Source organism: Duganella sp. sic0402 (genome assembly GCF_019219065.1).
Lineage (GTDB): Bacteria > Pseudomonadota > Gammaproteobacteria > Burkholderiales > Burkholderiaceae_D > Rugamonas.
Window position 1 is genome coordinate 47,024 of the sequence record NZ_JAHUWK010000017.1, and the last position, 16,564, is coordinate 63,587.

General features: G+C 58.1%; 11 protein-coding genes. 9 read left to right on the forward strand and 2 right to left on the reverse strand.

Annotation, left to right across the window (positions count from 1 at the left end; translation table 11 throughout):
• Positions 1-79 precede the first annotated feature (79 nt).
• Entirely contained in the window at positions 80-3,478 is a 3,399-nt protein-coding gene (locus tag KW842_RS26140; RefSeq protein ID WP_218307080.1) for a DUF4214 domain-containing protein, read from the forward strand.
• A gap of 6 nt (positions 3,479-3,484) precedes the next feature.
• Here the strand turns inward: KW842_RS26140 and KW842_RS26145 are convergent, their stop codons facing one another.
• On the reverse strand, positions 3,485-4,207 hold the full coding sequence (locus tag KW842_RS26145; protein WP_218307081.1) for an ABC transporter substrate-binding protein: 723 nt from the start codon (positions 4,205-4,207) through the stop codon (positions 3,485-3,487).
• 96 nt (positions 4,208-4,303) lie between these two features.
• On the opposite strand from KW842_RS26145, the gene KW842_RS26150 reads away from it, so the two are divergent.
• Both KW842_RS26150 and KW842_RS26155 read left to right on the forward strand, forming a co-directional pair.
• The gene (locus KW842_RS26150) at positions 4,304-4,852 is read left to right on the forward strand and encodes a type 1 glutamine amidotransferase domain-containing protein (RefSeq protein ID WP_218307082.1); all 549 of its coding nucleotides are present in this window, start codon (positions 4,304-4,306) and stop codon (positions 4,850-4,852) included.
• 44 nt (positions 4,853-4,896) lie between these two features.
• Complete coding sequence (locus KW842_RS26155; RefSeq protein WP_218307083.1) at positions 4,897-5,802, forward strand: hypothetical protein; 906 nt, start codon at positions 4,897-4,899, stop codon at positions 5,800-5,802.
• 39 nt (positions 5,803-5,841) lie between these two features.
• Here KW842_RS26155 and KW842_RS26160 read toward each other — a convergent pair whose 3' ends face one another.
• Entirely contained in the window at positions 5,842-6,438 is a 597-nt protein-coding gene (locus tag KW842_RS26160) for a Wadjet anti-phage system protein JetD domain-containing protein (RefSeq protein ID WP_373925238.1), read from the reverse strand.
• Between the two features lie 261 nt (positions 6,439-6,699).
• Between KW842_RS26160 and tssF the strand changes: the two genes are divergently transcribed.
• The 6 genes from tssF to KW842_RS26190 all read left to right on the forward strand — a co-directional run bounded on the left by tssF (position 6,700) and on the right by KW842_RS26190 (position 16,409).
• Positions 6,700-8,532, forward strand: a complete 1,833-nt coding sequence (gene tssF / locus KW842_RS26165) for a type VI secretion system baseplate subunit TssF (RefSeq protein WP_218307085.1) — start codon at positions 6,700-6,702, stop codon at positions 8,530-8,532.
• On the forward strand, positions 8,496-9,434 hold the full coding sequence (gene tssG / locus KW842_RS26170) for a type VI secretion system baseplate subunit TssG (RefSeq protein ID WP_218307086.1): 939 nt from the start codon (positions 8,496-8,498) through the stop codon (positions 9,432-9,434). Before tssF ends, tssG begins: the two co-directional genes overlap by 37 nt.
• 9 nt (positions 9,435-9,443) lie before the next feature.
• Positions 9,444-12,233, forward strand: coding sequence for a type VI secretion system Vgr family protein (locus KW842_RS26175; RefSeq protein ID WP_373925239.1), 2,790 nt, complete (start codon positions 9,444-9,446; stop codon positions 12,231-12,233).
• 5 nt (positions 12,234-12,238) lie between these two features.
• The gene (locus KW842_RS26180; protein ID WP_218307087.1) at positions 12,239-14,485 is read left to right on the forward strand and encodes a DUF3274 domain-containing protein; all 2,247 of its coding nucleotides are present in this window, start codon (positions 12,239-12,241) and stop codon (positions 14,483-14,485) included.
• A gap of 172 nt (positions 14,486-14,657) precedes the next feature.
• Positions 14,658-16,130, forward strand: a complete 1,473-nt coding sequence (locus KW842_RS26185) for a DUF2875 family protein (RefSeq protein WP_218307088.1) — start codon at positions 14,658-14,660, stop codon at positions 16,128-16,130.
• Positions 16,131-16,139: 9 nt separating this feature from the next.
• Positions 16,140-16,409 (forward strand): PAAR domain-containing protein, encoded by a 270-nt coding sequence (locus tag KW842_RS26190; RefSeq protein WP_218307089.1) that lies wholly within the window; start codon positions 16,140-16,142, stop codon positions 16,407-16,409.
• The last annotated feature ends 155 nt before the right edge of the window (positions 16,410-16,564 follow it).

Genomic DNA, 16,564 nt, shown 5'->3' on the forward strand with positions numbered 1-16,564 from the left:
AACAAAAGTGATAATTGGATAGTTTTTCCGTATGGCAAGTTGTTAAAATATGTAAAGATTTAATTACTTAACTAACAACATGGCCGACGACTACAGTTCTACTATCTCCACCACGGGTAAATTGAGCGTCGGCAGAAGTGCCAGCGGCGAATTCGAAACAAGTTACGACAGTGACTGGTTCAAGATTTCACTCAAGGCCGGCACCACCTATATTTTTACGCTGAGCGGCAGCGCCACCGGTGACGGCACCTTGAATACGCTGGAGCGTATTAGTCTTAACTTGTATGACGGCAAGGGCAGCTATGCCTCCGGGGGCCTCTACACCAGTAGCAGCAGCACTGGCGCCACGCTGCAATTCACTGCCCAAACGACGGGCGACTACTTTGTCAGCGCCAACGGAAGTGTCGGCAGCGGCACTTATACGCTGCGCGCCGCCACGCCGGCTGCGGACGATTACAGCAATAACGTCAACACCGCCGGCAGGCTGCAACAAGGCGTTGCCACCTCGGCCGTGTTCGAGCGGGCGGAAGATGTCGACTGGTTCAAGTTCCGCGCTGAAAAAGGCCAGATCATCGTGTTCGATGCGGGCGGAATTGCCGGCGGCCAGTACAAGGCCGGCCGCACCGTCTATGACGCTTCCGGCGCATGGGTTGGCTATCTTACCGACGGTCCTTTTATCGCCAGCAAGAGCGGCGATTACTATCTGGCCGTCAGCGCTGGCAGCCGTATCGGCGCCTACACCCAGACCATGCAGGTGGCTACCGACGATTACGCGGCCGACAGCACGAGTACCGGCAGAATCTACTCCGGCAGCCAGGCATACGGCACCATCGACTACTACGGCGACAGCGACCGCTTCCAGATGAGCATGGAAGCCGGCCAGGTGTACACGCTGACCTTGCGCGTGCCAGGCGCCACCAGCCCCAGCCCGCTGTCCATGTGGGTGACCGGCCCGAGCGGCGATTTCTCCGCTGTCTCCGCAAGCTATCCGGCTGAAAATGGCGCGCTGACACTGCGCTATCTGGCCACCGGCAGCGGCACCTTCGGCATCAACATCAGCGGCAGCGTCGACACCCGTCCTTCGTATGTGGTGACGGCGTCATACGGCGAGACAGACGACCATGGCGGCACCCGCGATACCGCTACCGCAGTGCCGCTGGACACGCCCATGAGCGGCGTGCTCCAGTCGTCGCGCGATATCGACATGTTCAAGATCGAGCTGAAGGCCGGCGTAACGTATAACATTTCCTACGGTGATATGACGAGCACGCAGCTGTCCAGCCAGCTAACCGACAGCAATGGCAACAGCCTGGCTTCGATTGGCTACAACACCAAGGGCTACAACTACACGCCGTACAAGGATGGCACCTACTACATTGCCACCAGCAACTACTCCAGCAGCAATACGCCTTACACCTTGACCGTCAGCACCCCTGAAGACGATTACACCGCCAGCGTTACCGGCGCAGGGCGCCTGCTGGTGGGCGGCTCGGCCAAGGGGACGATGGGCGCCGGCGGCGCGGACCGCGACTGGTTCTCCGTCAGCCTGGCGGCCGATGGCTATTACTGGTTCAAGCTGGAAGGCAGCAAGGATGGCGGCGGTACCTTGCCTTACTATTCGTATTCCGTGCTCAAGCTGTACGACAGCAGCGGCAAGGAGCTGGCCAGCACACCCAGCAATATTTCGGACTCGCCGGTACTGGCGTTCAAGGCGCCGCAGCGTGGCAGTTACTATCTGGAGGTATCCTCGTCCAGTAGCACGGCAACTGGCACCTACACGGTGAAAGCGCAGCTTGGCACGCCAGACGATTATGGCAATGACGCCGCCCACGCCGCCGTCATCCTGGACGGCGTGCCGCTGAAAGGCTCGCTGGAGCTAGTCGCCGACAAGGATGTATTCAAGCTGAGCGCGGTAGCCGGCATGACCTACCTGGTGGAAATAACCCCGGACAAGGCCACCAGCAACTGGAGCTACGCCACCAGCTTCAGCGTGAATGCAGGCACCAGCTCCAACTACATCTCGTTCCGCACTTCGCAGGTCAATAGCAAGACCTATGGCGTATTCGAAGCCACCAAGGGCGGCGACTACTACATGACGCTGGCTGCTTCGAGCAGCTACAACGTCACCGGCGGCTACACCATGTCGGTGCGCGCGGCGGGTATGGACGATTACAGCGCCAATGCCAGCACCACCGCATTCATCGAGCCATCCAAAGCGGTACAGGGAGCGCTGCACGTCGGCGATGATGTCGACTGGATCAAGGTTCACCTGGATGCGGGCCGCACTTATGTATTCGACCTGCAAGGAAAATACAGCGGCGGTGGCACGCTGGACACCAGTCTGGCCAGCTTCTCGCTGGTCAACGCCAACGGCAGTAACGTCGCCTCGCATAGCCTTCCCGCCACCAGCGCCGGCAGCGACCCGCGCATCCAGTATGTGGCCAACGCCACTGGCGACTACTACCTGAGTGTGCGCAACAACTACAGTTCCAACACCAGCACGGGCACCTATACCGTCAAGGAAGTGCAGACCAACCTGGACACGGTCGGCCCGCAGCTGCTGTCCAGCAGCGTGGCGGCCGGCGCCAGCAATGTGTCGCCGCTGACCAAGATCACACTGACCTTCAATGAAACCGTGATGCTGGGCAACGGCATTACCCTGACTGACAGCCTGGGCACCAAGGTAAGCGGCACCGCCTCGGTGCAGGCGACGGTGGCCGGCAGCGTCATCACCTTCGACCCGCATGCCAAGCTGATACCGGGCATGCAATATACGCTCAACCTGCAACCGGGCAGCGTGGTGGACCTGTCCGGCAATCCGGCCGCCGCTACGCAAAGCTTCAGCTTCACGGTGAAGGCGCCGGTCAGCACCGGCACTGCCGGCAACGACTACCTGCTGGGCAGCGGCGGGACAGCGCTGGATGGCGGCGCCGGCATCGATACGGTGTTCTACACCAACAGCTCCTACCGCTACAGCTACCAGCGCGAGGCGGACGGCAGCATCGAGGTACGCAGCTATGACAACTACGATACCGTGCAGAAGCTGACCGGGATCGAGCGCCTGATGTTCACCGACTACGCCTTTGCCATGGATATCGACGGTATTGGCGGCCAGGCCTACCGCATGTACCAGAGCGCCTTCAACCGCCGCCCGGACTCCGCTGGCGTCGGCTTCTGGATGGACCACATGGAAAAAGGCATGAGCTTGCAGGAAGTGGCCAGCCGCTTCATCGCCAGCACCGAGTTCACCAACACGTACGGTGCGGCGCCCAGCGATGCCGATTTCGTCACGCTGCTGTACCGCAACGTACTGCACCGCGAACCGGAGGCGGCCGGCAAGGCGCACTGGCTGGAGCAGCTCGGCAATGGCCAGAGCCGCGCCCAGGTACTGGTGGGCTTCAGCGAAAGCGCGGAGAACCACGACAACGTTGCCACCCTCATCGGCAACGGCTTCCTCTATACGCCATACGGGGGCTAATGCAGGCTAGCGGTAGCGCGCCAGAATCTGGCTGATGCTGCCGTCCTTCAGCAGCGTGTCGATGGCGCGGCTGACTTCGTCGAACGGTATCTGTGACTGGGTGGAAAACGCGCACTGCGCCTTGTAGGCGGAAAACACCAGGCCGGCGCGCACTTTCAGGTCCGGCCGGGTGCGCTGCAAATACGTCAGCGTCGCCTCGCTAAGCATGGTGTACGGCACCTTGCCGGCGATCATCTGCTGGATATTGGCTTCCATATTGGCCGCGTCCACCCGGCGGAAGCGCCTGCCCAGCACTAGCTCCACCCGTTGATAGCGATAGCCGGTTACCGTGCCGACCGGCTGGTCGCGCAGATCCTTGAGCGAGCGCAGCTGCGGCATGTCGCTGCGCGCCGCCAGCATCTCGGCGTCCGGGAACAGCGGCGGGCTCCAGTTGTAGTCGCCGTCGATCCAGAACGGCAGCACATAGCACATGGCGTCGGCGCGGCCGCTGCCCAGCGCCGGCGTCACGTCCGGCGTATCCGCGGTCAGATACACGGCGCGCCGTCCCAGTCGTTGCGCCAGCACATCGCCGAAATCCTTGACGATGCCGCCGGCCAAAACGCCATTCTGGAAGCGCGCGATCGGCATCGCCTGATCGGCAGGCGCCAACATCACCAGTTCGCCTGGCGCGGCAAGCGCAGCACCGGACAGCGCCCACAGGGCGGCGGAGAGTAAGTGTCGGGAAGGCATGATCCATTATAGCTGCTGTATGTTGGCCCCCGCACATGCAGCCACGGCCGACTATGGCACTCTGTGACTCCTGTATGACTAGCAAGGAGCATTCCCATGAGCAAGGACTTGCAAGACAAGCATATCGCAGTACTGATGACCGACGGCGTGGAGCAGGTGGAATACACCCAGCCGCGCGACTTCCTCGAACAGCAGGGCGCCAGGGTCACGCTGGTGTCGGTCAAGCCGAAAGGCGAGCAGGTGCAGGGCTACCACCACCAGGACCCGGCCGACCAGTTCACCGTGGAGCTGAACGTGCGCGACGCCCGCCCAGGCGACTTCGACGCGCTGCTGCTGCCGGGCGGCGTGGCCAATCCGGACACGCTGCGCCTGCACAGCGAAGCGATCAGCTTCATCCGTGAATTCGGCCGCGAGAACAAGCCGATTGCCGCCATCTGCCACGGCCCGTGGACGCTGATCGACGCCGGCCTGGTCAAGGACCGGCAGATCACCAGCTGGCCATCCTTGCAGCAGGACTTGCAAAACGCCGGCGCCGACTGGCGCGACCAGGAAGTGGTGACCGACGGCACGCTGGTCACCAGCCGCAAGCCGGATGACATCCCGGCCTTCAACGACGCCTTCAAGCAGGCGCTGCAAGCCGCTTGAATTTCCACCATCGACCTCATGTGTCTGAAACCCAGGAGATCACCATGAACCACACTCTAGCCGCCGTCTTTGAAACCCGCGCCGAAGCCAACCTGGCCAAGGAAGAACTGATCCACAACGGCTTTGACAGCGACCGCATCCAGATCCACGACTCCACCAGTGCGGCCGGCACCGCGCGCATCAACGACGATGCCTCGGTGCTGGGCACCGTCAAGCAGATGTTCAGCGAGCTGATCGGCCGCGACCAAGTCGACCAGCACCTCTACGCCGAAGCGCTGAACCGCGGCCACGCCGTACTGTCGCTGGATACCGTCAACCTGGAGGCGGCCGAGCGTGCGGCCGACATCATCGACGACTTCAACCCGATCGACATTGACGACCACGAAACCATGTGGCGCGCCAGCGGCTGGGGGGCGGACGTGCTGCGCAGCGGCACCGGTCCGCTGCAGACCAGTGTGGGCGCGCAGCAGGCGGCGTCGGAACAGCACGGCATCCGCCCGCGCGAGGACGCGGTGGTGTTTGCGCGTGCCGAACAGGTGGCGGCACCGGGTTCGCTGCAACGTGGCGACGTGCTGGCGGCCGTGCCGCCGGTGGCGCAGGAAGCGGTGGCCGACATCCAGAGCACCGTGCAGCGCAGCGGCATGCGCATCTACCCGCGTGACGCTGGCATCAACCAGGACAGCATCGACATCCTGACCGGCAGCGAGGAAGCCGAGGACGACTACTTCCGCTCGCACTGGGAGAAGACCTACACCGGCGGCACTTACCAGGAATACGACCCGGCCTACCGCTATGGCGAGTCGCTGAAGGATAACCCGACCTACCGCGACAAGGAATGGAATGACGTTGAACCGGAAGCCCGCACCAGCTGGGAGAGCCAGCAGCCGCAATCGAGCTGGGAAAAGTTCAAGGATGCGGTGAAGCATGGCTGGGAACGCATCACGCGCTAATTCCTTTGATAACGCAGAGCACACGCCAGGCTCGGCTGTTTAATCGATGGCCGTAGCCTGGGTGACCGCTGCGCAAAGGGCAAGCCAGGCGTAGTCCCAGCTGATACGTTCCTGCTCCAGGCGTACCCCTTGTCCCCAGCGGTTGCTGCGTAGCCCATCATAGAGGGCGTGTTCGGCCAGCGTGAGGGCAGGCAGGACCTCCGCTGCGGACTGTCCAATTTCATTGCTCCACAGGTCGGTAAAACGATGCAGTGTGGTGTCGTCCATCATCACTGAAACCAGATTCGGCAACACGCTGCGTGCCCGATGCAGGATCGCCAGTCCGTGCGTGTCGATATCGCCCCAGTAAAGGCAAGCCGTGCGTGAGGCCCAAGGTATATTGCCGAGCAATTCCACCGCGTATCCCAGGCCGATGATGGCTACCGTCCCCGGCAGGTCTTGCAACGCCAGCCCGGTCTGCAGATTTTCGACAATCAGCACCGTGGTGGGCTGCCAGCCAAGGTGGGCGATCATTGCCAGCGGTGCGCAGAGATCGCCCAGGCCACCGATGCTGGCGCGCAGTGCCGGATCCAGTACACGCAACCGTACCAGCGTCGCCGGACGTTTTAGCCCGCGCAGTGTCCAGGCATCGGCCACAGCGGTTGCTGGCGCAAGCGCTAGTAGGTGGCGAGGGCTTTGTCGGCTTTCATGACGCCATTTACGGCAATCGCCGGTATTGCCGCTGTGATGCAACGCTACCAAGCCGGTCGGCTATGAGTAGGCGAGCGACGATTGCTCAACGGCACATAAACTGGCCGGGCATTGCTTTTTCTCAAAAAGAAGCGCTAGCACCCATGACATGATCGGCAACCTGGGCCATCCCGATAGGCGGGCGTCCATATTGCGACGGATGTCACGATGGAAAAACTGCTACCGTACTACGAGCGCGAGTTAAGCATGCTGCGGCGCGCCGGCGCCGAGTTTGCGGGACGCTATCCCAAGCTTGCCGGCAGCTTGCAGATGCGCGGCGAAAGCTGCGCCGATCCTCATGTTGAGCGGCTAATCCAGTCGTCCGCCTTCCTCAACGCTCGCGTGGCGCGCCTGCTGGATGACGGCTATGCCCACTTCACCGAAGCCCTGCTGGGGATGCTGTACCCGCATTTTCTGCGGCCGATTCCTTCCTGCTCGATCGCGCGCATCGACTACAGTGGCGCGCGCTCCAATGAAATCAGCAGTGTCAATGTGCTGCCGCGCGGCGCCACGCTGAAGGCGTTAGGGCAGGGCGCGGTGGTGTGCCGATTTCGCACCGTCTACGACACTGTGGTAGCGCCGGTGATCATCAGCGCGGCCGGCTTTGAACCCTATCCGCAAACGCCGCCGACGCTATCGCTGCCACCGGACGCCGGCGTCGCCATCAGTATCCGCATTGCCTGTAGCACCGCTGGCCGCAGCCTAGCTTCACTTGGATTATCCACACTGCGCGTCCACATTGATGGCGAAGCATCGTTGTGCGCTTCCCTGCGCGACGCTATCTTCATGCACACCGCATGCTCATGCGTGGAGGCGAGCGGCCAGTGGCAGATGCTGGAACGACTGCCGCTACAGCCTGTCGGTCTGACCACCGACGAAGCGCTGCTGCCCGCCGCGCCATCCGAGCATGGGGCTTATCGGCTGCTGAGCGAATACTTCGCCTTTCCCGAAAAGTTCGACTTCGTCGATATCGACCTTGTCGCGCTGATCGCTGCCGCGCCAGAAGGCAGCTCACAGCTCACCCTGCGCCTGCTATTGCGCGACGTGCGGCCCGACACGCAAGCCGCGCGTACCCTGCGCACGCTCAGCGCGGACAACCTGCTGCTAGGCTGCACACCTATCGTCAACCTGTTCACGCAGCCTGCCACGCCAATCCGGATCACCCATACCAGTAGCAGCTATCCGCTGATGGCGGACGAAATGCCGGGCCATGCCTGCGACATCTATAGCATCGACAGCGTGCAGATGGTGCGCAAGACAGCGGAAGGCAGCATGGTCACGGAATTCTTTCCCTACTACTCGCTGCGTCACGGAGAAGAGGAAAGCCGCAAGGGCCGCTACTGGCTGGTGCAACGCGATGACCTGATGTCCGCTGGCCATGAACACACCATCACGCTGGTAGACCGTGACTTCTCGCCGATGCACATCGACGAGGGTACCGTCTCCGTGCGGCTGACCTGTACCAATCGCAACCTGCCGCATGGTTTGCAGTATGGACGGGCCGGTGGAGACCTCAGCACCGAAAGCCTGGCCGGCAGCTTCCCCATCCGCATGCTGTGCCGGCCAACGCTGTCATATCGTCTCTCCAGCGAAGGCAGCCGCCAGTGGGGACTGATCGCCCACCTGGCGCTCAATCACCGCTCACTGATGCAGGAAGGCCTGCCGGCGCTGATCGCCATGCTGCGGCTGTATGCGCAGCAGGACAGCATGGTCTCGGAGCGGATGATCGCCGGTGTGATGGCGCTAAGTCATCGCCCGAGCACCGCATGGATACGCCAGGCACAAGGCAACGCCTACCTGCGCGGCGTCGAAGTAAGCGTGTCGCTGGACGAGGAAGCGTATGTCGGCACCGGCATCCACGCCTTCGCGCAGATACTCGACCAATTGTTTGCCTTGCATGTGCACCTGAACAGCTTCACGCGGCTGGTGGTGTTGTCCCATGTTAGCGGAAAGGAGTTGCTGCGATGCCCACCTCGCAACGGCGAACTGACACTGGCGTGATCGGCGAACTGCTAGTCCATCCGCAGCGCTTCGAATTCTTCCAGGCGGTGCGGCTGGCGGCGCAATGGCGCCGGGATCGCGTGCGCTTCCGTAATCGTCTTGCGCTGAGCTACGCACCGAACCAGATCGAAAACATCAGCATGGACGATAACAGCGTACGCATCACGCCTGCTTTTATTGGCTTTCTGGGCAGTCAAGGCGTGCTACCGCTGCATTACTCCGAACGCATTGCCCGCCACGAAAAAGATCACAACGATGGCGGTCCGCGCGCCTTCCTCGGCATACTATCGCATCGCCCAGTGGAGATGTTTTATCAGGCATGGGCGCGTAACCGCCCGGAATGCGTGAGCGCAGACTATCTTGACCTATTGAACGCGCTGGCCGGCACACAATACAGTGACGGCGCCATCGACCGCGAAACGCTGGCCCGCTACGCGATGCACATCCGCAGCCGTACCTTCACCGCACCGCAGATGGCCAGCATGTACACGGAATACTTTGGGGTGGCTGTAAAGGTGGAGCAGCTAGTCGGCGAATGGGCCACGCTGCCCACTGATGATCAGGCGCAGCTGGGGCGTGCCAACGTCGATCTGGACGGCGGTGTGATGCTCGGCAGCCGTGCATACAGCTGCGATGCGCGTGTCCGGCTGCGTATCGGACCATTGGGCCGGGAGCGCTACACCAGCTTCCTGAACGGTCAAACGTCAGCGCAAAAACTGCACGCCATGCTCAAACTGCACTGTGGTGTGGGCATGACGTGGGAAGTGCGTCTGCTGCTGCGCGGGCAGGAGATGCAAGGCGCGCTGCTGGATGCCAACAGCCGTCTGGGTGTCACCACCCGGCTGCAAAGCGGTCCGTCTAAGGAAGACCACGACGAGTTGATGTATTTGCTGCATAGCTAAGGAGCCACTGTGGAAAGCGACAGCAATTTTTTCACCTTCATGGCATTGGCCAAGGAACTGGTGACGGACAACCGTCCGTTGCGGCTACGCCTCGACCTGCCCGGCGGCGCCAATGAAGACATGCTGCTGCCGCAGCGCGTGTATGGATCGGAGAGTATCTGCGGCGGCATCGAATACCGTGTGCTGTGCGTCTCCGTCAACGCCCAGCTGCCACTAAAACAACTGATCGCTGTGTCAGCGGTGCTGGAATTCGTTACTGATCGCGGCGGCTTGCGCAGCGTGTGCGGTATCGTTACCGAAGCTAGCTCCGGCGACAGCGATGGCGGCTTGGCCAGCTATCAACTGGTGCTGCGCGATGCACTGGCGATCCTGGAAAAACGCAGCAACACGCGCGTGTTCCGCAACATGAACGAAATGGAAATCGTCCAGCGCATCCTCAACGAATGGCGGCAGAAAAGCCCCCTACTGGGCACCTGCTTCAATCACGAAGTCGATGAAGCCTTCAGTCAGCGTAGTTATCCCAAGCGCGAATTCACTATGCAGTACAACGAATCGGACGCCGCTTTTATCCGTCGTCTTCTGAAGCGACGCGGTATCTGCTGGTATATCCGTGCCGCCGACGCTGGCCACACGCTGGTCCTATTCAACAGCGCCGACAGCCTACGCCAGAATGCCGCCGGCACCATCCGCTACCACCGCGATAACGCTACCGAGGAACGCGACACCATCACCGCCTGGAGCGCGGTACGCAGTCTGCAACCCGGCACGGTCACGCGTCATAGCTGGGACTATATGAATCCACAGGGCAGGGACTTCATGTTGGTGGGAGCCAGCAGTGGCATCGACCAGGGCGTGAGCGGCAACGAACTGGCTGCCAGCCTGGACGACTACCAGATCCTGCCGCCGCACGCCGGCGATGACAACGAAGACCTGTTCCGCCTCGGCCAGTTGCGCATGAGTCGTCACGACTACGAGTCGAAATGCTTCCACGGCGAAGGCAGTGTGCGCGACTTGTGCGCTGGCGAGTACTTCACGCTGGCCGAGCATCCGGAAGTGGACGCGCATCCGCCCGAAGAGCGCGACTTTGTCGTCACCGCCTTGCAGGTGCTTGCCCAAAACAACCTGCCCCAAGCCCTTGCTGCGCGTGTAGAGCGTCTATTTACCCGTAGCCGTTGGGTGCACGGCGGGGGAGAACTAGACATGCTGCGAGATATGGCCGACAAAGTCGCCAACGGCCCGGTGCGTATGCATATCCAGTTTATCGCTGTACGGCGAGGCGTACCTATCGTCTCTGCCTTCGATCCGCGCATAGATGTGCCGCAGGCGCAAATGCAAAGTGCCATCGTGGTAGGGCCGGATGGCGAAGAAGTCCACTGCGACCAATTAGGTCGCGTCAAAATTCGCTTTCCGGGAACCCGCCTGGAGGACCACGAGGAAGCAGCAGGCTCAGGCGCATCCGACACAGAAACCGACTCCGCCTGGGTACGAGTCGCTTCCAACTGGGCCGGCAACGGCCCTGGAGCACTCCAGCAGTGCGGCACACTGAGCTTGCCGCGTATCGGTACCGAAGTCTTGGTCACTTTCCTCGGCGGTGATCCCGACAAACCAATCATCATTGCTCAAATTTACAATCAAGACGCCCCTCCTATCTCACTGAGCAACGCCGGTGCCTTACCGGGAAACCGTTACCTATCAGGTATTAAGAGCAGAGAATTCAAGGATGGTCGTTCCAGCCAACTTTGTTTTGATGACACCCAAGGAGAAATTAGCGTGCAATTGGCTAGTGATCACGGGAATACGCAGCTCAACCTTGGCTTTCTTACCGAACCCAAGGCGAATGGTTATGGGGCCTCACGTGGTGAGGGCGCCGAATTAGCAAGTGATGAGCAAATTGTGCTTCGCGCTGCCAAAGGAATTCTGCTCTCCGCTTGGCAACGTACAAAGGGCGACGATAAACAAATGGCGCGGCATCAATTTCTTGAACTGATGGGCGACTGTACTGAGTTGATCAAATCACTCGGCGAATCCGCTGGGAGCCATCAAGCAAAAGGAGTTGATACATCCGAGCAGGAAAGTCTACATGCCGCGTTCTCAGCATGGGAAGCGGGCAGTAACACGCTGCCCGCAGCAACGGGGGGCGGGAGGCCCATGATCGCCATTAGCGCTCCAGCTGGGATTAGCTTTGCTTCCCCCAAATCAATCGTAAGTTATGCCGGCACCTGCCTCAATATCGTAGCTCAACGCAATCTACAGATGACCGCAGGCGAGCGTGCGACGCTAAATGCTGGTCGTGGCATCTCGATGTTCGCGCAAGGCGATGGCATTGATCTGATTGCACACCAAGGCAAGTTGCTCATTCAAACTCAGCGCGACGAAACCGAACTCAATTCCGCAAAGGATGTGAAGCTTACCGCGACGGAAGGAAAGATCTATGGCATGGCCAAAGAAATTGTCCTGATTGCAGAGGACGGATCATTCATCAAGATTGGTGGCGGAATAACCCTAGGGACAAATGGAACGATTACCCATCACGGCTCCAGTTTTCCGTTCAAGGGTTCTTCGACAATGACAGCGGTGTTGCCTAAATTCGAAAGCGGTAGCGGAGATGCGAAATTCCAAGCCCGCTATTACGCTCATATGGATGGTGGAGTACCCGCACCTGACTTGGACATTGTTAGCACTGTCAGCGATGGAAGCAGCAAGGAGGAGCGCAGTGACAATGATGGAAAAACACAGCTGATAGAGCGCGGCGCCATGCACCAGGTGACCGCGAAGGCCATGAAAAATCAAAAGGTGTGATGATCATGACCGAAGAGAATATCTATCCGAAGAAGCCCTATCAGGTCGGTGTGGCGAACACCGTAACGATGACGAATCGCAGCAAAGACAAAATTCTTCCAGTACGACACAACACACCAGGGAATATCATCTTGGTCCATGGCGTGAACGATATTGGGACATCTTATGCGGCAGTGGAGCGAGGACTGTGTGAAGGGCTGGCGACGCGCTTAAGTGGTGAGCTTACGCCAGCCAGCTACAAACTCCCAACCGCTGACGATGGTAAGCGTCTTATGGATGACCCGGATGCTGTTTTTTTCAAGCGAACCATTGATACCGAAACCTTGAGCCCAGTAATCCCTTTTTATTGGGGGTATCGTGAAGAAAAAGACCGAGTACAGCTGAACGCGAAGCTGTCGCGTGGTCAAGCCTTGGACCGCAATGGAAATCGCTTGGATAGGGACTTCAGCAAAGGTGGTGGACCGTTTGCAAATGCCACAACTACCCTGCCGGATATGTGGAATAAAGGAAAATGGGGTGTCGCGCGCGCCCTGGACCGGGCCCAGCATGATGCAACTCATCCGGTTTTGAATAATCCCGGCAGGATGTATATGATCCTCGCCGCTCGGCGCTTAGCTGCATTGATTTGCATGATTCGTGACTACGACAAGGATGAAACGGTTTCTATTGTCGCTCATAGTCAGGGCTGCTTGATCAGCCTTTTGGCACAGGCTTTTCTTCTGGATCCCAGCATCAAGAAAGAGCAGCCGAATGCTCGTCCTGCAGATACGCTGATCTTGACCCATCCGCCATATAGCTTGATTGATGAAATTGCACCATCGGTAAGAATTGTTGATCGCTTTAGCGATGAGGATCCAGCCATGGTTGGAAGGTATAGCTCTATAGATGGCATACAAACCGCTGATGCTCGATTAAGAACACTTTCCAACATCGTGCGTGGAGTTTGGTCCTCCAAGCATACAGCTCCTGTCCTGTCCGAACTGTCGGACTCAAAGAAACACTGCGGTGCGGTAGGTAAGCAATGGCGTGCTGAGGCTGATCGTGATAATCGCGGAAAGGTTTATTTGTACTTCTGTCCTGAGGACATGACGGTAGCCTTGGAGAATGTCCTAGGAATCGGCTGGCAGGGAGTCCCAACCTTTCAGCGAGTTGCAGCAAATAATAAACGTCGTGAAGCTCTTTACAAACCGCTGGCCGAGTTAGGGGAAGGCTTTCGACAAAGGGTATTCACGGCTAAAAAACGGCCCGATCCGGTGTCAGGAAAGCCAGTCATGCTTGGTCCCGCCGATAGCCCGTTTTATTTTGTACTGCGCCAGCCCGGTGAAAAAGATTATGTGCATACCGAGGTAAGTGACACTTGGATGAGCAAAATGTTCGTCCGTGGCCATCTCGATGCCACACGAGTCCCCAGACTGGGGCGGCAAGAAGTGGAAATGCGCAACCAAGGGATTCGTACAATCAATGGTGAAGCGCTAAAGGTTCCTGTAGAGGCAAGTATGCATGAGGGGGCGCTTCATGATGCCAAAGGTCGCCAAGGGGCAAGCGAGCGGGTCGACCCCATTGATGCCTCCATCGCCCTTACAAGTAACTATGGACTAATAAATGTTTGGCAGTGTATGGAGCATCGCGTTGAAGCAGATCGCGTTCAGGTTACTCGTGCAACAGTCAGTCCATTCCCGAGTGTGTATGGTGGTGCCGCCATGCCGGTAAATGACTTGGCAGCCGCTGTTCAAGCGATTTTGAACAGCGACAAGCAGCCGGAAGCTTGTTGTGAGGTTTTGGAGGCCTATGCTTGCTCCAGTTCGCTTTTTTCCTATACAGCTACTTCCCCACCAAAAATCCTTATTAAGCGTACGGAGACGTGGAATGAGGCCAGGTTGCGCTGGCAACAGCAAATCGTCCCTCGCTCATTCCATGGCGCTATCTTCGGTGGCCAAGCGAACCATCGCAATGTGACCGCATATGACGTCGCCATCGGCGGCGGCAAGGCATCTAGCGATCGGCCCTTTTATGCCTATTTATGCCAAGTGGCTGACTGGCGTCTTCAGAATAATGAAGCCGTCGATCGAGCTGGAATTCGCAAGTGGAGTTTTTTTCTGAGAAAACATGACACTTATTTTTCAGTCGAAAAAGATTGGCGAAAAAAACTAATCGAAGGTAATCGGGATTATTACTCAACAGGTCTCTTGCCTAAGCTTCCGGTGCTCCCTGATGGTTTACCCATAAGCGTAGTCTGCGAATTGAAGAGTTGAGAGGTCTATTATGAATATGCGACTTGCATGGACAAAATTTAGGGTAATCATTACCGCCAGTTTGGCAATGGTAATAATGATATGCATCTTTTGCTTCGTTGAAATCAGATCTTTTGGAGAGAGAAAAATGACAGTGCGAATCCCTTCTGTCTCAGTTGATGCGAAGAGTGGCATGTATAGTAAAGAATATATACTTGAGATCATCGGTTTAGGTGTCACGTTGGACAAATATCGTCAAGGAGCACTATGGGATGCTATCGCAAAGGGGGATCCTTATTCGACCGTAAGAGACATGAATCCCAAGAACTACCCATGGGATTCGGGCGACCAAATGACCCAATCGGGATCACGCGAAGGAGCAAGTCTCGAGAACGCGATACTTGATGTACCCCGCTATTGGGGAATCCCGGCATTTAATGCCGCACCGCGATACGTTGGTGAAGAATGCGAAGATCGGCCAGATCGTCCTCAAGCAGGAATTGTTCGCGCGGCGGGAGGAATGCACATTCTTATTCTTGCTGGCCGTGAATTGTCAGAGCGACCTGACCACATTCTTGAAAAGATATTTATTTTTTTTGATCAGCATCCTAGCGTGCCTTTTATCGTACTGGGGTCCGCAGACAGCACTTATGTAAGGACGGACACAGTATTACCACACGGGGTTATCACGACGGGCCATAGTGTTCCCGAGATGCCGGACGCTTCGGCTGTTTTTGTGATTGCGAGAAGGGAACGTGTAGACGCTATTCGCCACTTTGTATTCAGGGATCTAGAAGAGCCTCAGCCCGACGTGAATGTATTGAATAGGGATGGTGTGGCGCGGCGCGTTTGGCTCAACTCTTTGGCTCTGGAGAAGAAAGTGCCGACACCCCCAGAGAAAACCCAGTCTTCCTACCACTATGGTCGTCAACCAACCGGGGAAGAATGGTTAGCGGACTTGGAGGTATTTTCCAAGCAGTTCGATCCATCCGCCCCCAGCCAGGCTGGCTTCAAGCTGAGCGACCTTGTGAGCAACAAGCCACGGCTGTCTCGCCATTGGCGGCCCAAACCCTGGTTTCCCGTTCCCTGGAATACCGAACAATTAAACCAATTCGACATGTTACCGACGCTAGGATTTTTGCATCGCCCGGTCTTCGTCAAGATGACGGACGATAATGGCAAAAAGCTCAAAAATAAAGCTGACCGCGAGGCCAAACTTTGGGAGGGATGGAAGGACGCCCTTAGCACCTTGCCTGCTGCCCAGCGTCCCATTGCACCTGCGCGCGTTATTGTGGCAACCGGCGGTAAAACCTCACAGCTGCTCGACTTTCATAGTCTGCTCAGAAAGGTGAATGAAGAAGGTGGCCCCAAATTCGAGCCTGCCGAAGCCAACAAGTTCGTAGATATGGATCGCCGCCTAGGCAACACCGGTGCTGCGACATTTTTTATGCAGACTGCTATCGGTATCTTGGGGAGCTATCGCGAAGGCGGGATCAGTGCGGTGTTCAATTTACGTGATCCTGATGAAGCCAGCATCGTTTTTATCAGCCCCCCCTCCGATCAGCAACGCAAGAATCAACAGCATCCGATCGGCGGTGACGTATTCCAAAATGCTACGATTCCCTTGGTCGACCCTAAGAATTACGAAGAGCCTGTACTCAAATAAGGAGCGGATATGCGAAAGGTGATCTGTGTCGGTGACGACACCAGCCACGGGGGCAAGGTAATGAGCAGCAGCGCTCCCCACTTTACAGTTGCAGGCAAAGCTGTCGCGTGCATAGGGGACAAATGTACTTGCCCAGTACAAGGACACGGAGGTGTTTGCTCAATTATCGAAGGAGACAGCAAGCATACGATAGACGGCCGTCCGGTTGCCTATGAGGGCCATAAGACCAGCTGTGGCGCCACGCTGTTGGCAACGAATGAGCAGCTTTATCAGGCATAGTCCCTTGAGAAATGCCGAGGAACTCGCTCTGTAGTGGTTTAATGTACCCGGACACTGATTTAGGCGAGAATGCTCGCCATGGAGAGGTGTTTGATGAGCAAGCAGAGACGTACGTTTTCCCCGGAGTTCAAGCAGCATGCGGCATGCCTGGTGCT